General features: G+C 68.8%; 22 protein-coding genes and 1 riboswitch. Of the genes, 7 read left to right on the top strand and 15 right to left on the bottom strand.

Annotated features, from left to right (window positions below; genetic code table 11):
• Positions 1-95: 95 nt before the first annotated feature.
• The 9 genes from aspS to lepB form a co-directional block, all read right to left on the bottom strand.
• The gene (gene aspS, locus MQH10_RS04160; protein ID WP_242562801.1) at positions 96-1,874 is read right to left on the bottom strand and encodes an aspartate--tRNA ligase; all 1,779 of its coding nucleotides are present in this window, start codon (positions 1,872-1,874) and stop codon (positions 96-98) included.
• Positions 1,875-1,970: 96 nt separating this feature from the next.
• Entirely contained in the window at positions 1,971-3,314 is a 1,344-nt protein-coding gene (locus tag MQH10_RS04155; protein WP_242562800.1) for a serine hydrolase domain-containing protein, read from the bottom strand.
• 80 nt (positions 3,315-3,394) lie between these two features.
• Positions 3,395-5,647, bottom strand: coding sequence for a DNA topoisomerase IV subunit A (parC, locus tag MQH10_RS04150; RefSeq protein ID WP_242562799.1), 2,253 nt, complete (start codon positions 5,645-5,647; stop codon positions 3,395-3,397).
• A 74-nt stretch (positions 5,648-5,721) separates the two neighbouring features.
• On the bottom strand, positions 5,722-6,651 hold the full coding sequence (locus tag MQH10_RS04145) for a homoserine O-succinyltransferase (RefSeq protein WP_242562798.1): 930 nt from the start codon (positions 6,649-6,651) through the stop codon (positions 5,722-5,724).
• A gap of 43 nt (positions 6,652-6,694) precedes the next feature.
• Positions 6,695-6,798, bottom strand: a riboswitch (SAM-I-IV-variant riboswitch).
• 67 nt (positions 6,799-6,865) lie between these two features.
• Positions 6,866-7,597 carry a DNA repair protein RecO gene (gene recO, locus MQH10_RS04140; protein WP_242562797.1) on the bottom strand — a complete coding sequence of 244 codons (732 nt, stop codon included), beginning with the start codon at positions 7,595-7,597 and terminating at the stop codon, positions 6,866-6,868.
• Complete coding sequence (locus tag MQH10_RS04135; RefSeq protein ID WP_242562796.1) at positions 7,597-8,400, bottom strand: arylamine N-acetyltransferase family protein; 804 nt, start codon at positions 8,398-8,400, stop codon at positions 7,597-7,599. The genes recO and MQH10_RS04135 overlap by 1 nt, the downstream gene beginning before the upstream one ends.
• A gap of 17 nt (positions 8,401-8,417) precedes the next feature.
• On the bottom strand, positions 8,418-9,362 hold the full coding sequence (era, locus tag MQH10_RS04130) for a GTPase Era (protein WP_242562795.1): 945 nt from the start codon (positions 9,360-9,362) through the stop codon (positions 8,418-8,420).
• Complete coding sequence (rnc, locus tag MQH10_RS04125) at positions 9,359-10,057, bottom strand: ribonuclease III (RefSeq protein WP_242562794.1); 699 nt, start codon at positions 10,055-10,057, stop codon at positions 9,359-9,361. Before rnc ends, era begins: the two co-directional genes overlap by 4 nt.
• Complete coding sequence (gene lepB / locus MQH10_RS04120) at positions 10,054-10,827, bottom strand: signal peptidase I (RefSeq protein ID WP_242562793.1); 774 nt, start codon at positions 10,825-10,827, stop codon at positions 10,054-10,056. Before lepB ends, rnc begins: the two co-directional genes overlap by 4 nt.
• Positions 10,828-10,991: 164 nt before the next feature.
• Between lepB and MQH10_RS04115 the strand changes: the two genes are divergently transcribed.
• On the top strand, positions 10,992-12,161 hold the full coding sequence (locus MQH10_RS04115; protein WP_242562792.1) for a pyridoxal phosphate-dependent aminotransferase: 1,170 nt from the start codon (positions 10,992-10,994) through the stop codon (positions 12,159-12,161).
• 65 nt (positions 12,162-12,226) lie between these two features.
• Complete coding sequence (locus tag MQH10_RS04110; protein WP_242562791.1) at positions 12,227-14,242, top strand: S9 family peptidase; 2,016 nt, start codon at positions 12,227-12,229, stop codon at positions 14,240-14,242.
• Here the strand turns inward: MQH10_RS04110 and MQH10_RS04105 are convergent.
• On the bottom strand, positions 14,230-14,832 hold the full coding sequence (locus tag MQH10_RS04105; protein ID WP_242562790.1) for a TetR/AcrR family transcriptional regulator: 603 nt from the start codon (positions 14,830-14,832) through the stop codon (positions 14,230-14,232). The two genes, MQH10_RS04110 and MQH10_RS04105, sit on opposite strands and share 13 nt — an antisense overlap.
• A gap of 62 nt (positions 14,833-14,894) precedes the next feature.
• On the opposite strand from MQH10_RS04105, the gene MQH10_RS04100 reads away from it, so the two are divergent.
• Positions 14,895-15,887, top strand: coding sequence for an SDR family NAD(P)-dependent oxidoreductase (locus MQH10_RS04100; protein ID WP_242562789.1), 993 nt, complete (start codon positions 14,895-14,897; stop codon positions 15,885-15,887).
• A gap of 171 nt (positions 15,888-16,058) precedes the next feature.
• Here MQH10_RS04100 and MQH10_RS04095 read toward each other — a convergent pair whose 3' ends face one another.
• From MQH10_RS04095 to pyrE, 4 genes are read right to left on the bottom strand one after another with little or no spacing between them, the layout of a single operon-like run.
• Positions 16,059-16,988, bottom strand: a complete 930-nt coding sequence (locus MQH10_RS04095) for a hypothetical protein (protein WP_242562788.1) — start codon at positions 16,986-16,988, stop codon at positions 16,059-16,061.
• Between the two features lie 9 nt (positions 16,989-16,997).
• Positions 16,998-17,414, bottom strand: a complete 417-nt coding sequence (acpS, locus tag MQH10_RS04090; RefSeq protein ID WP_242562787.1) for a holo-ACP synthase — start codon at positions 17,412-17,414, stop codon at positions 16,998-17,000.
• Entirely contained in the window at positions 17,411-18,169 is a 759-nt protein-coding gene (locus MQH10_RS04085; RefSeq protein ID WP_242562786.1) for a pyridoxine 5'-phosphate synthase, read from the bottom strand. The genes acpS and MQH10_RS04085 overlap by 4 nt, the downstream gene beginning before the upstream one ends.
• A complete protein-coding gene (gene pyrE / locus MQH10_RS04080) occupies positions 18,166-18,750 on the bottom strand; it encodes an orotate phosphoribosyltransferase (RefSeq protein WP_242562785.1) in 585 nt (194 codons plus the stop codon). The genes MQH10_RS04085 and pyrE overlap by 4 nt, the downstream gene beginning before the upstream one ends.
• A gap of 333 nt (positions 18,751-19,083) precedes the next feature.
• Here pyrE and MQH10_RS04075 point away from each other — a divergent pair, with 333 nt between their 5' ends.
• Genes MQH10_RS04075 through MQH10_RS04065 form a run of 3 tightly spaced genes read left to right on the top strand, consistent with a single transcriptional unit; the run spans position 19,084 to position 20,295 of the window.
• Positions 19,084-19,308 (top strand): hypothetical protein, encoded by a 225-nt coding sequence (locus MQH10_RS04075; protein WP_242562784.1) that lies wholly within the window; start codon positions 19,084-19,086, stop codon positions 19,306-19,308.
• On the top strand, positions 19,305-19,862 hold the full coding sequence (locus tag MQH10_RS04070) for a GNAT family N-acetyltransferase (protein WP_242562783.1): 558 nt from the start codon (positions 19,305-19,307) through the stop codon (positions 19,860-19,862). Before MQH10_RS04075 ends, MQH10_RS04070 begins: the two co-directional genes overlap by 4 nt.
• Positions 19,863-19,884: 22 nt before the next feature.
• Positions 19,885-20,295, top strand: coding sequence for a VOC family protein (locus MQH10_RS04065; protein WP_242562782.1), 411 nt, complete (start codon positions 19,885-19,887; stop codon positions 20,293-20,295).
• On the opposite strand, the gene MQH10_RS04060 is transcribed toward MQH10_RS04065, so the two are convergent.
• A complete protein-coding gene (locus MQH10_RS04060; RefSeq protein WP_242562781.1) occupies positions 20,292-21,191 on the bottom strand; it encodes an EamA family transporter in 900 nt (299 codons plus the stop codon). The two genes, MQH10_RS04065 and MQH10_RS04060, sit on opposite strands and share 4 nt — an antisense overlap.
• A 146-nt stretch (positions 21,192-21,337) precedes the next feature.
• Between MQH10_RS04060 and MQH10_RS04055 the strand changes: the two genes are divergently transcribed.
• The gene (locus MQH10_RS04055; protein WP_242562780.1) at positions 21,338-22,210 is read left to right on the top strand and encodes a TauD/TfdA dioxygenase family protein; all 873 of its coding nucleotides are present in this window, start codon (positions 21,338-21,340) and stop codon (positions 22,208-22,210) included.
• Positions 22,211-22,271: the final 61 nt, after the last annotated feature.

Here is a 22,271-nt window from a genome sequence, read left to right as displayed (position 1 = left end):
GTCCGGCCGGTGGCCGGTCCGGGCTGCCGGGTCCGTGGTCCCCGCCCCGCCCGCGTCCGTCGCGGCGCGCGCCGCCGAAGTACTGACCCCTACCCCTAGACCTTGATCGGCGGAGCCGTGCGGATGTGCAGCTCCTTCAGCTGCTTGTCGGTCACGTCCGAGGGCGCGTTCATCAGCAGGTCCTGGCCCTGCTGGTTCAGCGGGAAGGCGATGACCTCGCGGATCGCCGTCTGGCCGGCCAGCAGCATGACGATGCGGTCGATGCCGGGCGCGAGGCCGCCGTGGGGCGGGGCGCCATGGCGGAAGGCGTTCAGCATGCCGCCGAACTGCTCCTCGACCACATTGGGGCCATAGCCCGCGATCTCGAAGGCCTTCAGCATCACGTCCGGGCGGTGGTTCCGCACCGCGCCCGAGCACAGCTCGTAGCCGTTGCAGACGATGTCGTACTGATAGGCCAGGATGTCCAAGGGATCCTTGGTCTCCAGCGCCTCCAGCTCGCCCTGCGGCATGGAGAACGGGTTGTGCGAGAAGTCGACGTGGTTCGTCTCCTCGTTCATCTCGAACATCGGGAAGTCGACGATCCAGACGAACTCGAAGCGGTTCTCGTCCACGACGCCGAGGTCGGTCCCGACCTTGGTGCGGGCAGAGCCGGCGAACTTGTAGAAGACCTTCGGGTCGCCGGCGACGAAGAAGGCCGCGTCGCCCTTGCCCAGGCCCAACTGGCCCATGACCTCGTCGGTCTTCTCAGGCCCGAGGTTCTTGGCGATCGGGCCGCCCCAGGCGCCCTGGTCCTCGCTCCAGAAGATATAGCCCAGGCCCGGCTGGCCCTCGCCCTGCGCCCAGCTGTTCATACGGTCGCAGAAGGCGCGGCTGCCGCCCTTGGGGGCCGGAATGCCCCACACGGCGTTCTTGGCGTCTTCCAGAATGCGGGCGAACAGGCCGAAGCCGCCGCCGCGGAAGCGCTCGGAGACGTCCTGCATGACGATCGGGTTGCGCAGGTCCGGCTTGTCGGAGCCGTACTTGGCGATGGCTTCCCGATAGGGGATGCGCGGGAACGGATAGGGGGTCACCGGCTTGCCGTCGGAGAACTCCTCGAACACCCCGTGCATCACCGGCTCGATGGCCGCGAAGATGTCTTCCTGGGTGACGAAGCTCATCTCGACGTCGAGCTGATAGAATTCCAGGCTGCGGTCGGCGCGCAGGTCCTCGTCGCGGAAGCAGGGGGCGATCTGGAAATAGCGGTCGAAGCCCGAGACCATCAGCAGCTGCTTGAACTGCTGCGGCGCCTGGGGCAGCGCGTAGAACTTGGACGGATGCAGGCGCGACGGCACCAGGAAGTCGCGCGCGCCTTCCGGCGACGAGGCCGTCAGGATCGGGGTCTGATATTCCAGGAAGCCCTGGCCGATCATGCGGTTGCGGATCGAGTGGATGACCTTGGACCGCAGCACGATGTTCTTGTGCAGGGTCTCGCGGCGCAGATCGAGATAGCGGTGCTTCAGCCGGATCTCTTCCGGATAGTCAGGCTCGCCGAACACCGGCAGCGGCAGCTCGGCGGCTTCCGACAGCACGTCGACCGAGGTCACGCGGATCTCGACCTCGCCGGTGGGCAGGTTCGGATTGATGGTCTCGGGCGTGCGGGCCACCACCTCGCCGTCGACGCGGATCACGCTCTCGGCGCGCAGGCGCTCGACCAGATTGAAGCCGGGGGTCTCGGGCGCCAGGACCAGCTGGGTCAGGCCGTAATGGTCGCGCAGGTCGATGAAGACCAGCCCGCCATGGTCGCGCTTGCGATGGATCCAGCCGGACAGGCGGACCGGCTGACCGGTGTCGGCGGCGCGAAGCGCGCCGCAGGTATGAGTGCGATAGGCGTGCATGGGGAGTCGCTAAGGCTCAGAAAATCAAGGCGCGGAAGGGCGCATGGGGGGGGCGGAATGTCAAGGTGAGGCGGGTCATTCCACCCTCCCCTGGGGTCACTTCTCCGGGTGGGTCAGGGCCTGGTAGGTCAGGGTCCGGGCCATGGTCCCGAGATCATCCCCGCCCGTGCCGCCGATGCGCTGGATCATGCCCACGAAATAGAGGTCGTTGGTGGGGTCGATCCAGAACCAGGTGCCGGCCGCGCCGCCCCAGCTCATCTCGCCCTTGCCGGTCAGGCTGCCGGCCTTGCGCGGATCATTGACCACCGCGAAGTCGAGCCCGAAGCCCACGGCCTCGTTGAACCGCGCGCCGGACGTGCCGTTGGAGGTCACCAGCACGCTCTGCGGGATCACGTTGGTGCCCATCAGCTCAACCGCGGCTGGCGACAGGATGCGCACCCCGTCCAGCTCGCCCTTGTTCAGGATCATCTGGGCGAAGCGGCCATAGTCGGCCGTGGTGGAGACCAGGCCGCCGCCGCCGGATTCCATCGCCGGCGGCTTGGTGTAGTCGGGCATGGTCCCGCCGTAGAGCTGGGTCGGCTCGACCAGCTTGCCGGTCTTGGGATCGCCGACATAGACGGCGGCGAGGCGCGAGGCCTTGGCGGGGCCGGTATAGAAGGCGGTGTCGTTCATCTTCAGCGGGCCGAACACCCGCTGCTGCAGGAAGTCGCCGAACTTCTGGCCGCTGATCTTCTCGACGATATAGCCCTGGACGTCGACCGAGGCCGAATAGGACCAGCTGGTCCCCGGCTGGAACATCAGCGGGATGTCGGCCATCCGGTTGATCAACTCCTGCAGGTTCGAGGAGCCCAGGACGCGGCGTTCGCGGAACAGCTTGTCGACCGGATGCTTGTCGCCCAGGCCGTAGCCGAAGCCGGCCGTGTGGCTCATGATCTCGCGCATGGTCGGGGGGCGGTTGGCGGGGACGGTGACGATGTTCCCCTTGTCGTCCACCCCGGTCATGACCTTGAGGTCCTTGAACTCGGGCACGAACTTGGTGACCGGGTCGTCCAGCTTCCACTTGCCCTCTTCGAAGAGGATCATCATGGCCACGCCGGTCAGGGGCTTGGACATCGAATAGATGCGGAAGATGGCGTCGCGATCCATCGGCGCCGCCGTCGCCAGGCTCTTCTGGCCATAGGTGTTAAACTCCACGGCCTTGCCGTGGCGGACCAGCAGGGTGGTCATGCCGGCCACCCGGCCCTGGGCCACGGTCCCGGCCATATAGGCGTCGAGCTTCTTCAGCCGCTCGGCGTCAAAGCCCACCGCCTCCGGCGCGACCAGGCGGGGCGTCGCCGCCACGGGCGCGGCGGGCTTCTCCTTGGCGACCGCCTGGCAGCCTCCGAGCCCGAGGCCGAATGCGACGAAGGCGGTCGCGAAGAGATGGACGCGGCGCGTCATGGTCAGTCCCCCTGGAATTCGCCCGTCTGGATGCGGGTGTCTTGAAGTCAGCTAGCCCAGCCCGGGGTCGGGGGAAACCCCTACCCCTTCGGTCGGAACCGGCGGCTGGTCGGGAAGCCCTTGGGCGCCAGCTTGCCGGCGGCGGCGCGACGGGCCAGCCACTCGCGCCACTCGGCCCAGACCCGGGTGCGACCGGCCGGATCGATCCAGGTCGCGCCTTCCTCGGCCTTGAAGACGATGGCGTCGCGCAGCCCCCCCTCGCGGTAGGATTGCAGCTTCACGCCCTTGCCGCGCGGCATTTCCGGCAGCTCCTCGAGCGGGAAGATCAGGATCTTGCCGTTGTCGCCGATGACCCCCAGATGGTCGCCGGTCGCCGGCAGGGCGAAGGCCGCCCCCTTGGCGCCGACATTCAGCACCTGCTTGCCGGCCTTGCGGGCCGACAGGGCCTCCTCCTCGGGCAGGACGAAGCCGTAGCCCTCCTTCGACGCAATCACCCGCTTCAGGCCCGGCTTGTGGGCGAAGACGTCGATGATGCCGGTCTTGTCGTCGAGATCGAGCAGCAGGCGCAGCGGCTCGCCATGGCCGCGCGCGCCCGGCAGCTTGTCGCAGCCCAGCGTGAAGAACCGGCCGTCAGAGGCGAAGATCAGGAGCTTGTCGGTGGTCTCGGCCGGGACCAGGAAGCCCAGCTTGTCGCCTTCCTTGAACTTCAGTTCCGACGGATCCTCGACCTTGCCCTTGGCGGCGCGGATCCAGCCGCGCTCGGACAGGATCACGGTGATCGGCTCGCGCACGATCATGGCCTCGATGGCCGCCTCGGCGTCGACCACCGGGGCCTCGGCGAAGATCGAGCGGCGGCGGCCGACCGTGGTCTCCGGACCCAGCACGGCGCGCACGTCGCGCAGCCCCACCCCGACCAGCTTCCACTGCTGCTTGTCGGAGGCCAGCAGCTTCAGCAGGCCGTCGCGTTCCTCCGCCAGTTCCGCATGTTCGCGACGGATCTCCATCTCCTCCAGCCGGGCCAGCTGGCGCAGGCGGGTGTTGAGGATGGCGTCGGCCTGGATCTCGGACAGCGCGAAGGCGGCGATCAGCTTGGCCTTGGGCTCGTCCTCGTAGCGGACGATGCGGATCACCTCGTCGAGGTTCAGATAGGCGATTAGCAGGCCGTCGAGGATGTGCAGCCGGGCCTCGATCTTGCCCAGCCGGAACCGGGCGCGGCGGATCAGCACCTCGCGCCGGTGGTCGAGGAAGGCCTGCAGGATCGACTTCAGCCCCATGACGCCGGGCGTGCCGCGGGCGTCCAGGACGTTGAGGTTCACCGAGAACCGGTTCTCCAGCGCCGAGAGCTTGAACAGGCTCTCCATCAGCACTTCCGGTTCGACATTGCGGTTCTTGGGCTCGATGACCAGCCGCACGTCCTCCGCGCTCTCGTCGCGGACATCGCCCAGCAGCGGGGCCTTCTTGTTCTCGATCAGCTCGGCCAGCTGCTCGACCAGGTCGGCCTTCTTCACCTGATAGGGGATCTGGGTGATGACGATCTGGTAGCTGCCGCGGCCGGTGTCTTCCTTCTCCCACAGCGCCCGCAGGCGCACGCCGCCGCGGCCGGTCTCGTAGGTCTCGAGCAGCGAGGCGCGGGGCTCGACAATGACGCCGCCGGTCGGGAAGTCCGGGCCCTGGACATGGGCCATCAACTCCTCGGTGGTCGCCTCGGGCTTCTCCAGCAGCAGGGTGCAGGCGTCGATCAGCTCGGCGGCGTTGTGCGGCGGGATCGAGGTCGCCATGCCCACGGCGATGCCGGTGGTGCCGTTGGCCAGCAGATTGGGGAAGCCGGTCGGCAGGACGACAGGTTCTTCGTCCTGGTTGTCATAGGTCGGCTTGAAGTCGACCGCGTCCTCGTCGATGCCGTCCAGGAGCAGCATCGCCGCCTCGGTCAGCTTCGCCTCGGTGTAGCGCATGGCCGCCGGGTTATCGCCGTCGATATTGCCGAAATTGCCCTGGCCATCGACCAGCAGATAGCGCTGGGCGAAGTCCTGGGCCATGCGGACCAGGGTGTCGTAGATCGACTGGTCGCCGTGCGGGTGATAGCCGCCCATGACCTCGCCGACGACCTTGGCGCATTTGCGGGCCGCGGCCTCCGGGTTCAGGCGCATCTCGCGCATGGCGTAGAGCACGCGCCGCTGCACCGGCTTCAGGCCGTCGCGGACGTCCGGCAGGGCCCGGTCGGTGATGACCGAGAGCGCATAGGCCAGATATCGCCGCGACAGGGCTTCCGCCAAAGGCTCGTCAACGATGCGCTCGCCGTCACCGTCAGAGGGCGGGGGGATGTGTTTGGACATGTCGAATCAATCGGGAGAAGTGACTGAACGTTCTAGAGCCTGACGCCGGGAAAGGCATCCCTGGCGCGGCGCGGCTAAGCGACCGAACCTGACCCGATGGCGTCCAGATCGAAGGGCGTGGTCTGGTAGATCTCATTGATCCAGTTGCCGAACAACAGGTGCGCATGGCTGCGCCACCGGTTCTTTGGCGCGCCGCCTCGCGGACTGGCGTCGAAGTAGTGGGCCGGGGGCGCGGTGTCGGGCGCCTTGGCCCGATCGCGCTCATACTCTTCGGCCAGAGTGCCGGCGTCGTACTCAAGGTGGTTGAACATGAACAACCCCCGCCGGCGCGAATCCTCCACGAGGCACAGCCCCGCCTCATCGGACTCCATCAGCACGTTCAGACCGGCGCCGGCGGGAAGATCGCCATGCCGCACCTCGCTGGAGCGCGACACCGGGACGTCAACTTCGTCTGACAGGCCCCGCAGATAGGCCGAATTCGGCGAGACCAGCCGATGGGCGAACACCCCCGACAGCTTCTGAGGCAGGACGTGCTTGTCCACGCCGTGAAAATGCCGAAGCGCCGCCTGGGCGCCCCAGCAGACATAAAAGCAGCTGTGCACGTGGCGATCCGTCCAATCGAGGATCCGCCGCAGTTCGTCCCAGTAGGCGACCTGTTCGAACGGCAGGGTCTCGACCGGCGCGCCGGTGACGATCAATCCATCCAGGCGCTGGGTCTTCACCTCATCCCAGGTGCGGTAAAAGGCGCGGAGGTGCTCCGCCGGCGTATTCCGCGGCGTATGGGTGGCGAGTTGAACAAGGGTGAGCTCGACCTGCAGCGGCGTCGCCCCCAGCAATCGTGCGAACTGGGTCTCCGTCTTCGGCTTGTCGGGCATGAGGTTGAGAAGCCCGATATGCAGCGGCCGGATGTCCTGGCGGGCGGCGTCGGCCTCCCGCATGATGACCACGCCCTCGGCTTCCAGAAGGGCGCGGGCCGGCAGGGCGTCGGGAATCTTGATCGGCATGAAAGCCCCTCACAAGCAAACCAAGGTCGCGAGGCGGGGTGATGAGAACCCGTTTGTTTGCCGCCACGGCCACATCCTCCGGGGGGAGCGCCACCTTGCTCGGGAAGCAGGTTGGCGTTGGGCAGGGCCCAACTCTTGATGCCGCGCCAGAATAGAAGAAGGCCGCCCGGGACTTCAAGCGCGGCGTCCGGATTTTAGGCGCAGCGCGCCGATCCTAGAGCCGCTGGGCTTCCCTCAGGCGATCCACCAGCCATAGCCGCGCCGGCGGCAGCGGACGGTTCATGGGGGCGAAGACGAAGGCGTTGAGGAAGTGGGCCGTCAGATCCAGCCCCGCGCCGACATCGCCCGCCCCCAGGCCGGTCTGGGCGGCCAGCAGGAAGGGCGGCAGGGTCAGCAGCTTGTCCTTATAGGGCGCGCCGGCCTCGCGACTGACCGCGCGCCCGGTGCGCGGGCTCACATAGATCAGGTCGTCGGTCGATCCGGTCGCCGCGCACTTGGAGAGATCCAGGCCGAAGCCCAGATCCTGCAGCAGACCCGCCTCGAAGCGCACGAACACGGCCGGCCAGATGTCGGGCAGCAGCAGGGCAGAGGACAGGGCCTCGAAGGCCAGGAACGCGCCGGGATGCGGCTCGCGTTCCGGCAGGGCGCCGGCGGCCACGGCGGCCGCGGCAGCCAGGCCGGCCAGCGCCAGGGCGTCGTCGAACAGGGCCGAGGGCCCCTCCCCCACCGGCTCAAGCTGCGCCGAACCCAGCTGGTCGGAGACCCGGGCGCGATAGTTCAGGATCACCCGCGCGCCCGCCTGCAGGAACGGCTTGATCCGCCGCGACGCCCCGCCGGCCACATGGGCCGCATACTTGCCGTGGTGGGCGGTCAGGAGCTCGACAATCGCCCCGGTCTCCCCGTGGGCGCGGGCCGACAGCACATAGGCGTCGTCCTCGAACTCCATCAGCCGGCCGCCGCGAGGCGCTGAAGGATCGGTCGCCAAGCGGGATCGAAGGGCAGATGGAAGATCTCGCTCAGCGCGGCTTCCATCCCATCGGCGTCCAGCTCCCGGCGCTCAACCTCACCGGCGACCGGCCGGAGGGTCAGGCGATTGTTGAGCAGGGTGTGGCGGGCCTGGGGCGTCGTGCGGGCGACCATCAGCACCTGGCGGAACCGCGAGCTCGGATGGCGCGAGGTGAACCAGTTGGCCAGCTCGTCGTCGATCGGCGCCTGGGGATCGAGCCCGATCCGGTAGACCGGCGTCCAGTCCTCCAGCTTCGTCTCCAGCAGCAGGTCGCCGCCGAGGTCGCGCAGGCGGAAGGGTTCGTGCGGGGTGACCTGGACCTCGTCCGTCACCCAGCGCAGGGGGGCGGTCAGGACGGCGCCGCCAAAGCCGACATCGGCCAGCCAGGTCTCCCCGTCCAGCCGGACGCGCAGCAGCTTGTGGGTGCGCGGCGGGGTCGGCGCGTCGGGCGGCGCCATCCAAACGACGCGGGCCATCAGGGAGTCGAACTCGAAGCCCAGGGCGGTGAGCGCCCGGCCGAACAGCGAGTTCTGCTCGTAGCAATAGCCGCCGCGGCCCGCGGCGATCAGCTTGGCGTCCACCGCCTGCGGCGAGATGTCGATCCCGAGATCCATCAGGACGTCGAGGTTCTCGAACGGGATCGCCGCCGGATGCAGGGCCTGAAGCGCGCGCAGGGTCGCCAGGCTCGCCGTACGTGGCCCGTCATACCCGATGCGGCGGAAATAGGCGTCGAGGTCGATCATGGACCTATGTTGGGGGCTCAGACGTCGAAGTCGAGACCGACGTCGCCATAGAACTCGCGCTTGTCGGCCCAGGACTCGTCGACCTTGACCGTCAGGAACAGGTGGACCGTGCGGCCGAGCAGCTCGGTGAGCTCCTCGCGGGACTTCTGGCCAATCCACTTGAGCGTCTGGCCGTTCTTGCCCAGCACGATGGGCCGCTGGCTCTCGCGCTCGACATAGATGGTCTGCTCGATGCGGACCGCCCCGTCCTTGCGCTCCTCGAAGGAGGTGGTCTCGACGGCCGCCGAATAGGGCAGCTCCTCGTGGACGCGCAGATAGATCTTCTCGCGGGTCAGCTCCGCGGCCAGCAGGCGGGCCGGCAGGTCGGCGGTCTGGTCCTCAGGATAGAACCAGGGGCCTTCCGGCATGGCCTTGACCAGCCGGGCCATCAGGTCGTCGACGCCCGCGCCGGTGGCGGCCGAGATCATGAAGACCTCACTGTAGACGCCGGTCTCGAACAGCCGCTGGGCGACGGCCAGCAGGTTCTCGCGCTTCAGGCCGTCGATCTTGTTGAGCGCCAGGATCGCGGTCTTGCCGGCCGCCTTCAGGCCGTCGACGATGGAATCCACGTCGATCCGGGCGCGCTTGTCCTGGGCCTTGGCCTCGCCGGTGTTGATCGCAACCTCGGCCGCGGCGTCAACCAGGTGGACGATGATGTCGGCGTCCTCGGTCCCGCCCCAGGCCGCGCGCACCATCGCCCGGTCGAGCCGGCGGCGCGGCGCGAAGATGCCGGGGGTGTCGACGAGCACGATCTGGCAATTGCCCGACATGGCGACGCCACGGACCGGGAAGCGGGTGGTCTGGACCTTCTGGGTGACGATGGAGACCTTGGCCCCCACCAGTCGGTTGGTCAGGGTGGACTTGCCCGCATTGGGCGCGCCGATCACGGCCGCAAAGCCCGCGCGGGTGGATTCCACGGTCATAAGGCGTCTTCTCTCTTTCGTAGCATCAGGTCGGCGGCGATCTTCTCCGCCTCCCGCTTGGATCCGCCTTCCCCCCGCTCCGGCGGATAGCCCTGGAGCCGCACCTCGATGGTGAAGCGGGGCTGGTGCGCCGGGCCGGTGGTGGCGATCACGTCATAGCTGGGGACGGGCAAGCCGCGGGCCATAGCCCATTCCTGAAGCAAAGTCTTGGAATCCTTGAGCCGGGGCGCGTCCAGCTCCCCGAAGGCCTCGCCCCAGAAGGTCAGGATGAAGGCGCGCGCCGCCTCCAGCCCGCCGTCCAGATAGAGGGCGGCGATCACCGCCTCGCAGGCGTCGCCCAGCACCCGGTCATTGTCGCGGGCCCCGACCTTGGTGGCGCTGGCGTCCACCCGCATGGCGTCGGGCAGGCCGACGATCCGGGCGGCGGCGGCGCAGACATGGTAGTTGACCAGCTGGTTCATCAGGCGCGACAGCTCGCCCTCGCGGGCCTCGGGGCGCAGTTCCGCCAGGCGCTCGGCGACGATCAGGTTCAGCACCCGGTCGCCCAGGAACTCCAGCCGCTCATTATGCCGGACCTTGGTCGCGCCGTTGCCGACGCTTGAATGGGTCAGCGCCCGCTCCAGCAGCTCCCGATCGGCGAAGACGTGGCCGATGCGGCCTTCGAGTTCGGCGACCGCGACGTCTCGCTTGTTCATTTCAGGACGTTGAAGAACCGGCTGGGCCGGGCGTCGAGGACCCAGGTCCAGGGCTTGAACAGGGACGCGCCCTTGTTCCAGGACAACAGGATGATCTGGGCCTTGCCGACCAGGTTCTCGGCCGGGACATAGCCCACGCCGATCTCCGACGGCACGCGGCTGTCGAGCGAATTGTCCCGGTTGTCGCCCATGAAGAAGTAGTGCCCCTCAGGCACCACATAGACCCCGGTGTTGTCGACGTCGCCGTCCGGCCCGAAGTCATAGGTGATGAAGGTCTTCCCGTTCGGGAAGGTCTCCTGGTAGCGCTCGACATTGCGGGTGAAGCCGTAGCCGGAATCCACCAGCACGGGGGCGAGCGGCTTGCGCGGGACCGGCTTGCCGTTGATCGACAGCACCCCGCCCGTCACCTGGATCCGGTCGCCGGGCAGGCCGATCAGGCGCTTGATGTAGTCGGTGTGGCCGTCGCGCGGCAGCTTGAAGACGATGATGTCGCCGCGCTCCGGGACCTTCTCCAGCACCCGGCCCTTGAACAGCGGCGGGCTGAACGGGATCGAGTTGCGCGAATAGCCGTACGAGAATTTGGAGACGATGATGTAGTCGCCCTCGAGCAGGGTCGGCTCCATCGAGGCCGAGGGGATCGTGAAGGGCTGGAAGAAGATCACCCGCAGGACCAGCGCGATCAGCAGCGCATAGGCGACCGTCTTGACGATCTCCACCAGCTCGTTGACGGCGTCCGGCTCGTGGGATGCGCCCTGCACGTTGTCGGTCATTCCCGAATCCCGAATGGGCCCGACGCGCGTCAGACCGGTTGGCTGTAGCTAGACTCTGCATAACCGAACGGCAAGCGCAGCGCCCCCGAACTCTTCAACCGGGCGAACGGGTCGCAGCCCCGTGCGAAGGATGCGCCCGCGCGCGCGCAGGGCTATGAACCGACATGGCTTTCCCTCCCCTCGCCCGCCCCGCCGTCCAGGCCCTGCGCCGCTCGCTGATCCGCGAGGTGGCCAATGCCGGCATGGACCGCAAGGACGTGCTGGCCTTCTGGTTCGGCGAATCCGACCAGCCGACGCCCGCCTTCATCCGCGAGGCCGCCGCGAACGCCCTGGCCGAGGGCCGCACCTACTACACCCACAATCTAGGCCGCCCGGACCTGCGGGCCGCGCTCTCGGCCTATCTCTCCGGCCTGCACGGGGTCCCAATCGAGCCCGGGCGGCTGGCGATCACCAGCTCGGGCGTCAGCGCCCTGATGCTGGCGGCGCAAGCCGTGATCGAGCCGGGCGACAAGGTCGCCGTGGTCACCCCGGTCTGGCCCAATGTGGCGGAAATCCCCCGCATCCTGGGCGCCCAGGTCACGTCGGTCTCGCTGGAGCCCCGCAACGGCCGCTGGAGCCTGGACCTCGACCGCCTGCTGGCCGCGCTCACCCCCGACACCCGCGCCCTGTTCCTGAATTCGCCGAACAACCCGACCGGCTGGATGCTGGCGGCGGAAGACCGCCAGGCGATCCTCGACCACTGCCGCCGGCTCGGGATCTGGATCATGGCCGACGACGTCTATGAGCGGCTGAGCTTCTCCGGCGCGGCATCCGCCCCCTCCTTCCTGCCCCTGGCCGAACCTGAGGACCGGCTGATCAGCACCAACAGCTTTTCCAAGGCCTGGCGGATGACCGGCTGGCGGCTGGGCTGGATGGTCGCCCCCGCCGCCCTCACCGAGGCGCTCGGCGTGCTCCTGGAATACAACACCTCCTGCGCGCCGGACTTCGTGCAGGAGGGCGGGCTGGCGGCCCTGACCGGGGGCGAGGCCTCGGTCGCCGAGCTGCGCGCCGAACTGGCCGCCGCCCGCGACCAGGTGCTGGCCGGCCTGCGCGCCATTCCCGGCGTCGAGGCGCCCGAGCCGGACGGCGGGCTCTACGCCTTCTTCCGGCTGGAGGGCCAAGCCGACTCCCTGGCGCTGGCCAAGGCCCTGGTGGCCGAGGCGGGCCTGGGTCTCGCGCCGGGCGCGGCGTTCGGCGACGAGGGCGAAGGCTGGCTGCGCTGGTGCTTCGCCGCGCGGCCGGAGAAGAACGCCCAGGGCCTGGAGCGCCTGGCCGGATATCTCGCCCGCCGGTGATTGCGGGGCCCGCTCCCGGCCGTCATGATCCGCGCCATCAAAATGAGACGTCGGGGGTTATGGGGATGCACAGGATCTGGATCGGCGGCCTCATGGCCCTGGCCGCGGCAAGCTCAGGCCACGCGGCCGAGCCTCGCCATCTGACCCCCGACGACATCTTCAACGAGCGCGCGGTCTCGTCGCCGGCCCTGTCGCCGGACGGGGCCTGGGTGGCCTATGCGGTCAAGGCGCTGGACAAGGCCCAGGACAAGGGCGTGACCCACCTGTGGATGACCTCCTTCGACGGCAAGCAGACCGTCCAGCTGACCTCCGCGCCGAAGGAGAGCGAAAACACCCCGCGCTGGAGCCCGGACGGCCGCTACCTCGCCTTCATCTCCGGCCGCCGCGACGATGACGAGGCCGACCAGCTCTGGCTGCTCGACCGCCTGGGCGGCGAGGCCCAGAAGATCACCTCCGGCAAACGCTCGGTCGAGGATTTCGCTTGGTCGCCGGACGGCAAGTCCATTGCGCTCATCCTGCGCGACGCCCCGCCCGAACCGCCCAAGGCCGCCGACGGCGAGAAGGCCGACCCCAAGCGGCCGCAGCCGATCGTCATCGACCGCTTCCAGTTCAAGCAGGACATCGCCGGCTATCTCGGCGTCCAGCGGGGCCGGCTCTATGTCATGAGCCTGGCCGACAAGACCCCCGTCCGCATCACCACCGGCGAGTTCGAGGAGGCCCTGCCCGCCTGGTCGCCGGACGGCAGGTCGATCGCCTTCGTCTCCAACCGCGGCAAGGACATCGACCGCGACTACAACACCGACCTCTATGTGGTCGAAGCCAAGGCCGGCGGCGCCCTACGAGCCGTGACCACCTATGCCGGCGCCGACAACGATCCCGAGTGGAACAGCTATCCGGCCTGGTCGCCGGACGGCAAGTCGATCGCCTATCTGCAGGGCGGCGAGATCCGCAAGATCGGCTACGGCGTCCACACCCTCGCCGTCGTCCCCGCCGCCGGCGGCGCGCCCAGGGTCCTGACGCCGACCCTCGACCGCAATGTCTACCAGCCGCGCTGGTCCGCCGACGGCAAGACCCTCACCGTGACGGTCGAGGACGATCAGATCCGCCGTCTGGTGGCGATCCCCGCCGCGGGCGGCGCGCCCAAGGATTTGCTGGCCGGCCGCCAGCAGCTGCGCGACTACGACACCGACGGCAAGGGCAAGCTGGTCGGCCTGATCAGCGACCCGACCCACCCGGCCGAGGTCTACGCCATCGCCAAGGGCCAGCCCCGCGCGCTCAGCCACCAGAACGACTGGCTGAAATCCGTTGCGCTGGCCTCGACCGAGGAGATCAAGTTCAAGGACCCCGACGGGGTCGAGATCCACGGCTTCCTGGTCAAGCCGCCCGGCTATGTGGCGGGCAAGCGCTATCCCACCATCCTGCGCCTGCACGGCGGGCCGCAGTCGCAATACGAGCTGGCCTGGAACCAGGAATGGCAGATGCTGGCCGCCCAGGGCTATGTGGTGGTCGCCTCCAACCCGCGCGGCAGCAATGGCCGCGGCGAGGCCTTCGGCATGGCGCTCTACGCCGACTGGGGAACACCGGCGGTCAAGGACGTGCTGGCGGGCGTCGACTATGCCGTCGCTCAAGGGATCGCCGATCCGGCCCGGCTGGGCGTCGGCGGCTGGAGCTATGGCGGCATCCTGACCAATTACGTGATCGCCTCGGACACGCGCTTCAGGGCGGCGACCAGCGGGGCCAGCATCTCCAACGTGCTCGCCGGCTACGGCACCGACCAGTACATCCGCGACTATGAGATGGAGCTGGGCCGGCCCTGGGAGCACCCCGAGGCCTGGATGAAGATCTCCTATCCCTTCTATCACGCAGACCAGATCAAGACGCCGACCCTGTTCCTGGGCGGCGACAAGGACTTCAACGTGCCCCTGCTCAACACCGAGCAGATGTATCAGGCGCTGCGCAGCCTGGGCGTCGAGACCCAGATGGTGATCTATCCCGGCCAGTTTCACGGCCTGACCCGGCCCAGCTTCCTGAAGGACCGGCTGGACCGCTACATCGCCTGGTACGGCGATCACCTGAAATAAGCGAGCGCCCCCGCGCCGGTGACGATCAGCCGGACGGCGGCCTCGATCTGGGCCTTGAGATCGTCGCGGGGCAAGGCGGGCCGGGTGCTCTTCAGCCCGCGCACTGCGGCCATCAGCAGGTTGGCGAGGCCGGCCGCGGCGTCGGGGCTGGCGTCAGTCGCCCCGATGATCGTCTCGGCCAGCCGATCGGCCAGGCGCTGATTGTAGCTGAGCGTCACGTCGCCGAACTGCCGCGCGCTCTCCTCGACCAACTCGCCGGCATGGGGCGAGACATCGAGCCGTTCGATATAGAGGTCGAGCCAGGCCATGAGCTGAGCGGACAACCGGCCCGCCAGGTCCAGCCCCTGGTCGCGCGCCGCCGCCCCGGCCGCCTCGGCCCGGTCCAGGGCCGCCGCATGCAGGTCATGCAGGGCCGCCAGGAACAGGGCTTCCTTGTTCTCGAAGTAGCGATAGAGCGACTGGCGGGTCAGCTGCGCCTCGTCAGCCACCTGGCCGACCGAGGTCTGGCGATAGCCGTAGCGGCTGAACACGACGGCGGCGGCGTCGAGGATACGGCGTTCGGCTCCATCCATGCCGGACGAATGCGACACTTCTTGTCTTTTTGTCAAGTTCACCGATAGTGCGTCGGACGCCAAGCACAGGACCGACGCCCATGGCCCCGCCGACCCAGCACTACGCCGCCCTCGCCGCCAGCCTGCCGAGCCTGGCCGGCAAGACCGTCGCCATCACCGGCTGCACCAGCGGCACGGGCCTGGTCCTGGCCCGCACCTGCGCCGACCTGGGCGCCCAGGTGCTGATGCTGAACCGCCCCTCGCCCCGCGCCGACGCGGCCCTGGCGGAGCTGCGCCAGCGCGGCGGCAAGGCCGAGCTGATCGCCTGCGACCTGCAGAGCTTCGACGCGGTCCGCGCCGCCGGCGCCCAGCTGCGCAAGGCCTATGGCGGCGGCATCGATGTGCTCTGCAACAACGCCGGGGTCATGGGCCTGCCCGACGCCGCCACGCCGGACGGCTTCGACGTCCAGATGCAGCCCAACCACCTCTCGCACTTCCTGCTGACCTCCGAGATCTGGCCCCTGCTGGAGGCCGCCGCGACGGCGCGCGGCGAGGCGCGCGTGGTCAATCACTCCAGCGGCGCCCGCCGCGGCCCGCCGCTCAAAGCCGACTATCTGCGCGCCAAGGGCGGCAAGCTCGGCGGCCAGGGCTTCATGGGCGTCGCCAAGTGGCGGCGCTACCAGCAGTCGAAGCTGGCCAACCTCATGTTCACCTACGCCTTGGCCGACCACATCGCCCAGGAGCGGCCCGCCTTCGCCGGCAAGGTGAAGAGCCTCTGCGCCCATCCGGGCCCCACCGACAGCGGCCTGCAGGCCAAGACCACGGCGGCCGGGGGCGACACCCTGTTCGACCGCTTCGTGCTGAACCGCACGCTGAAAGCCGCCCACTCGGTCGAGGACGGGACCATGGGCATCGCCCGCGCCAGCTGCGAACCCGGCGTCGAGATCCTCGGCTTCTACGGCCCCGAAGGCGCCGGCAAGGCCGGCCCCGCCGTCCTGCTGCCGCCCGAGCGCGACGCCGCCAGCGAGGCGCTCCTGTGGCGCGAAAGCCTGAAGTCCACAGGGATCAGCCAGTACTTCGGCTGGACCTCTTAGCCCTCGCCCCGCTTGCGGGGAGAGGGTTGGGTGAGGGGCCCTTACTGAGCCGCCACATCACCTGAGTCGCCGCGAAACGCCCCGCTTCGCGGCGCGCCCCTCACCCTGCCCTCTCCCCGTACACGGGGAGAGGAAGAGGTCACTCTGGCAGGGCCTCGAGGGTCACGGCGGCTATGGCGCGCGCGGGCCCTGGGCCGTCGGCGCCGGGACCAAGGTCCGCCGGCCGGGATCCCAGCGGTAGGTCGTTTCCGGACACGGCGGCCCCTTGCTCCCGCCGCAGCCCTCCACCAGCTCCAGCGCCGTAAAGGTCGCCGGGCGGGTCTTCACATCGAAGGCGTAGAGAAATGTCGGCAGGAACAGGGGCTGGCCCTGCTCCCCGCCGCTCAGCAAGGTGACGCCGGTGCCGATCTCGATGAACGGCCCCATCTCGTTCTTGGGATCCACGCAGTTCAGCAGAGACGCATCCACCATCCAGTCGGATCGGCCGTCGCCGTCCAGGTCCGGCGTCCGCCGCACCCCTGAGTCCGCAGGACTCAGTCTACCGCCCCGAGCCTCGCAATCCCTGACGGTCGCCGCCACCGTAGAGGCGATCGACTTGGGATAAGTCGCTGGATCTGGGGCCAGCAGCTGCAGCAGCTGCTCAAGCCGTCCGTCGCCCCTACGGTTCGGAATCTCCACGAAGCGGCCATCCGCCTCATTCCAGAGGAAGGACCGCAGGCATTCGCTGGGCCACTTCGGGCCGCAATTGCTGCCGTGCACCTCAACATCCAGACGATGGCCTTCCCGGGTGTGGCTGAGCCGGAACATGTTGCGGATCTGGGTGTGGAGGACGAGGGTGTAGCCGCCGCCCGGCCGGGCCAGATAGAGCTTCTGGAGGCAACCGCCCGAGGTGCACAGATCGTCGATGCTGCTGTAGTCCACGCGCCAGTCCTGGAGACCGTCGCCGTTGATATCGACCCTGCGGAACAGCTTGGCGGCGTCCGAGGGGGCGTCCGGTTGGTCCTTGAGCTCCGCCTGAACGCTCGCCACCAGTTCGGGCGGCGGGCCTGCGCCCCCGATCAGGGCGAGGGCGAGGGCGAACGGCGCGAAGCTGGCGAACATGGACAGACCTCAGGCTTGGACCAGACCGGTCTCCGGCAGGGCCTCGATGATCACGAAGGCCTGGGCGTAGGGGTGGTCGTCGGTGAGCGACAGGTGGATCACCGCACGATGGCCGGCCGGGACCATCTCGGCCAGGCGGGCCGCGGCGCCGCCGGTCAGGGCCATGGTCGGCTGGCCGGAGCGCATGTTCACCACGCCCATGTCGCGCCAGAACACGCCGCGGCGGATGCCGGTGCCCAGCGCCTTGGCGCAGGCCTCCTTGGCGGCGAACCGCTTGGCGTAGGACGACGCGCGGTCGGGCTTGCGGTCCGAGCGGGTGCGCTCGATCTCGGTGAAGCAGCGGTGGGTGAACCGGTCGCCGAACCGGTCCAGGCTGCCCTGGACGCGGCGGATGTCCGACAGGTCCGAGCCGATGCCCAAAATCACGCGGCCAGCCCCACGCGGGCTTCGTCCATCAGGGTCCGCATCCGCTGGATGGCCGGCACCAGGCCGACGAAGATCGCCTCGCCGATCAGGAAGTGGCCGATGTTCAGCTCGGCCACTTCGGGAATGGCCGCGACGGCCTTGACCGTCTCATAGTCGATGCCGTGCCCGGCATGGACCTCCAGGCCCAGCCGATGGGCCTCGCGGGCCGTGACCCGCAGCCGTTCCAGCAGGGCCGGCGCCTCGGGCGAGCGGTCCCGAACAGCGTCGCAATAGAAGCCGGTGGTCAGCTCCACCACCTGGGCGCCGACCGACTTGGCGGCGGCCACCTGCTCCGGCACGGCGTCGACGAAGCACGACACCCGGATGCCGGCGTCCACCAGACGACGGACCACGGGGGCGATGGTGTTATGCGCCCCGGCCACATCCAGCCCGCCCTCGGTCGTCACCTCTTCCCGGCGCTCCGGCACCAAGCAGGCGGCGTGCGGCAGGTGACGCAGGGCGATGGTCTCCATCTCGGAGGTCACCGCCATCTCGAAGTTCAACGGCTGGCCGCGCTTGCGGGTGATCACCGCCAGGGCCTCGATGTCGGCGTCGGAGATGTGCCGGCGATCCTCCCGCAGGTGGGCGGTGATGCCGTCGGCGCCCGCGCCGATGGCCAACTCCGCGGCCCGCATCGGGTCGGGATAGGCGGCGCCCCGGGCGTTCCGGATCGTCGCCACATGGTCGATGTTCACCCCCAGGCGAAGGCGGCTCATCCGTGCAGCCTCCGGCTGCCCGGGTCCTCGATCGGGATGGCGGCCAGTTCCGGCGGCAGCTGGTCGGCCGGATAGGCCGGCACGTCCAGGCGGGCCAGGGCCACAAAAGGCGCGCCCGGATCGGCGCGGCCGCCCGAGCGGTCGACGATGGCGGCGGCGCAGACCACATTGCCGCCGGCCGCCTTGATGGCCTCGACGCATTCCCGCGACGACAGGCCGGTGGAGACGATGTCCTCGACCATGGCGATCTTCGCGCCCGGCGGGATCGAGAAGGCGCGGCGCAGCTTGAAGACGCCCCCTTCCCGCTCGACATACATGGAGGGCACACCCAGATGGCGCGCGGTCTCATAGCCCGGGATGATGCCGCCCACGGCCGGCGAGATGCACAGGTCGACCTGTCCCACCGTCGCAACGATCTTCTCGGCCAGCGCCTTGCACAGGCGCGCCGTGCGCTCAGGGTACTGGAAGACCAGGTTCTTCTGCAGGAAGACCCCGGAATGCAGGCCGCTGGAGAGGATGAAATGCCCCTCTCGCAAGGCGCCCGACGCGCGGAATTCCTCAAGGACCTGTTCAGTGTTCATGGCGCGCGCCTCCTGCTTGACGCGGATTAGCGAATGGCGGTCGGGCTGTCATCCGGCTTGCGCAGGATCCAGGCCCGCATGAGTTGAACCGGGGCCTTTGCTCGCCTAGAGGAAGCTGAGCCTCACGGAGACCGACATGCTGCGCGCCCTCGCCTTCTGCCTCGCCCTCACCCTCGCCGCGCCGACCCTGGCCAGGCCGCCGAGATCGGTGCGCCCCAGGACGCCCTGGTCCAGAAGTTCTTTCAGCAGCTCCAGGCCGGCGAGATCGGGCCCGCCTATGACAAGCTGTTTGCGGGCACCCTGCTGGTCGAACGCAAGCAGGCGGATGTGGCCATGCTCAACGCCCAGACGGCCTCGGCGATGAGCCTCTATGGCAAGATCAATGGTTGGGAGCTGATGTCGGCGGACAACATGTCGGCGAGCTACGGTCAGGCGATCTATCTGCTGCGGACCGACAACGCCCCGCTGTTCTTCAAGTTCGACTTCTACAAGGCCAAGGACCGGTGGGTGGTGGTCCGGATCTTTTTCAACGACACCTACTCAGCCCTTCCGAAATGATCGATCGGGCGGACGTTCCCCGCGATTTCGAGATCCGGACCGAGCGGCTGCGGCTGCGCGCCTTCACGCCCGCCGACGCCGCGCGGATGGTCGAGATCCAGTCGAACTGGAACGTGACCCGCATGCTGAGGCTCGCGCCCTGGCCCCCGACCGAGGCGGCCATGGCCAGCTGGGTCGATCTGCACGGCCAGGAATGGCGGGCCGGCAAGGCCTATCGATTCGCCGTCGAACATGACGGCCGGGTGATTGGCTGCGCCGACATCGACGCCATAGAGAACGGCTCGGCCGACATCGGCTACTGGTTCGACGAAGCCTATTGGGGCGGCGGCTACGCCTCGGAGGCGGCCCGCGCCGTCGTCCGCTTCGCCTTCGAGACCCTGGGCCTGGAGCGCCTGACCGCCGGCCACGTCAAAGACAATCCGGGCTCCGGCAGGGTGCTGACCAAGCTCGGCTTCGTCCATGTGGCGTACGGCGTACGCGACAGCCTGCCCCGCGGCGAGGGCGTGCCCTATCGCTTCTACGAACTGGCGGCGACGGCCTTCCGCCCCATCTAGGGACGAAGCCAGGGAGGATCCGATGACGCCGTTCCAGATGACCGGGCTCGACCATGTCGTGCTCAGGGTTGCCGATCTTGAGCAATCGCTCGCTTTCTACCAGGGCGTCCTCGGCTGCGCGGTCGAGAAGGTCCAGGCCCGGATCGGCCTCACCCAGTTGCGCGCCGGCCGGTCCTTGATCGACCTGATAACCCTAGACGGGGTGCTGGGATCGAAGGGCGGCGCAGGTCCCGGCCCCGAGGGCCGCAACATGGACCACTTCGCGCTCGGCGTGACGCCCTTCGACGAGGCGGCCATCCGCGCCCATCTCGCCACCCATGGCGTCGAGGTCCTCGAATCCGGCCCGCGCTACGGCGCCGAGGGCGAAGGCCCGTCGGTCTATGTCCAGGACCCGGACGGCAATGTCGTCGAGCTGAAGGGCCCGCCGGCCTAGGCGGCGACCACGGCCTTGGGCCGCCAGATCATGGGCCCGAGGATGTTGATCGCCAGCCCGCCGATCACCAGCATGGCGGCGACAATCTTCCAGACCGGCAGGGGCTCGGCCAGCAGGAGCGCCGAGGCGCCCATGCCGAACACCGGCACCAGCAGGGCCCAGGGCGTGACCGTCGCGGCCGGATAGCGGGCGAGCAGGAAGCCCCAGGCCACATAGCCGAACAGGGTGTTGCCCGCCGACTGCCAGAGCACCGCCGCCCAGGTGAGCGCGTCGGCATGGGTCAGGCCCTGCCGGATCGCCGGCCAGCCCTCCATGATGAAGGACAGCGCCACCAGCGGCGGGATCGAGAACAGGCTGGCCCAGACCACATAGGAGAGCGAGCTGACCCCCGGCGAGGCGCGCTGCACCAGATTGCCCAGCGACCAGCTGAGCGCCGCGAACAGCACCAGGCCCAGGCCGATCGGCGTCGTGGTCGCGTCGGTGTGGGTCAAGATCACGCCAAGCCCGACCGTGGCCAGGCCCAGCGCGGCGACCTGGAACAGCCGCACCCGCTCGCCGTTCAGCCACATGGACAGGCCGATGGTGAAGAACACCTGGGTCTGCACCACGAGCGAGGCCAGGCCCGGCGAAATGAAGCCGTGCATGGCGATATAGAGCACCCCGAACTGCCCTAGCCCGATCAGCACCCCATAGGCCGCCAGGTTGCGCCAGGGCACGGGCGGCTTCTTCAGGAAGAAGGCGGCCGGCAGGAAGGCGAAGGTGAAGCGCAGGGCCGCGAAGGCGAGCGGCGGCAGGTGGGCCAGCGCCACCTTGATGACCACGAAATTGGTCCCCCAGACGGCGACGACCGCCAGGGCGAGCAGCGCATGGCGCCAGGTCAGGCTGTGGGCGGTCATCCGGCGTCCCTCCGTAGGCGTCCGCTTTAGCACCGCTTTCAGGGTCCGAGGCAAGTCAGCTGGCCTCACAGGCGCCGGCAGCGATTCTGGGTTGCGCGCCGTCGCGATCAGGCGAACTTGAAGCGACATCAGACGGAGCGGGTCACATGGCCGGACAAACCCTGCGCATTCAGCGTGTCGCCGGCGCCCTCGGCGCGGAGCTCTCAGGCGTGGACCTGAGCCGCCCCCAGGACGCCGCCACCATCGCGGCGATCCGCCAGGCCTTCGTCGAGCACCAGGTGATCTTCTTCCGCGACCAGGCGCTCACGCCCGAGCAGCAGATCGCCTTCGGCCGCCAGTTCGGTCCCCTGAATATCCACCCCTATGTCAAGGGGATGGCCGGATATCCTGAGGTGATGGAGATCATCAAGGAGCCGGCCGACAAGGTGAACTTCGGCGGCGGCTGGCACTCCGACATGAGCTTCCTGGAGAAGCCCGCCATCGCCTCCATCCTCTATGCCGTCGAGCTGCCGGACTGGGGCGGCGACACCCTGTTCGCCAGCCAGGCCGCGGCCTATGAGGCCCTGTCGCCCGGCCTGAAGCAGACCCTGGAGGGATTGAACGCCGTCCACACCGCCAGCCGCGAATATTCCCCGGCCGGCCATTCCGCCCAGAAGCGCTCATCCATGAGCGTCACCGAGGCCGAAGGCGCGGTGGGCGAGTTCATCCACCCCGCGGTGCTCACCCACCCGGAGACCGGCCGCAAGGCGCTCTATGTGAACCCGGCCTTCACGATGCGGTTCGAGGGCTGGAGCAAGCGGGAGTCCAAGCCCCTGCTGAACTTCCTGTTCGAGCATTCCCGCTACGAGGCCTTCACCTGCCGCTTCGCCTGGCGCCCGGGGTCGGTCGCCATGTGGGACAACCGCTCGGTCTGGCACTTCGCCCTCAACGACTATCCGGGCCAGCGCCGCCACATGCGCCGCGTGACCATCGATCCGGCGCCTGTCCCCGCAGCCAGCCCGGCCCTCGCCCACGCCTAGCCTGATCGCGCGCCATCCCGCCGCCCCGCGCGGCCCAAGGTCGATCAGGCCTCGCCTCCGG

This window comes from Phenylobacterium aquaticum (genome assembly GCF_022695515.1).
Taxonomy (GTDB): Bacteria; Pseudomonadota; Alphaproteobacteria; order Caulobacterales; family Caulobacteraceae; genus Phenylobacterium; species Phenylobacterium aquaticum.
The sequence above is the reverse complement of the archived record's forward strand: the minus strand, read 5'-3'. Positions and strand labels throughout refer to the sequence as shown.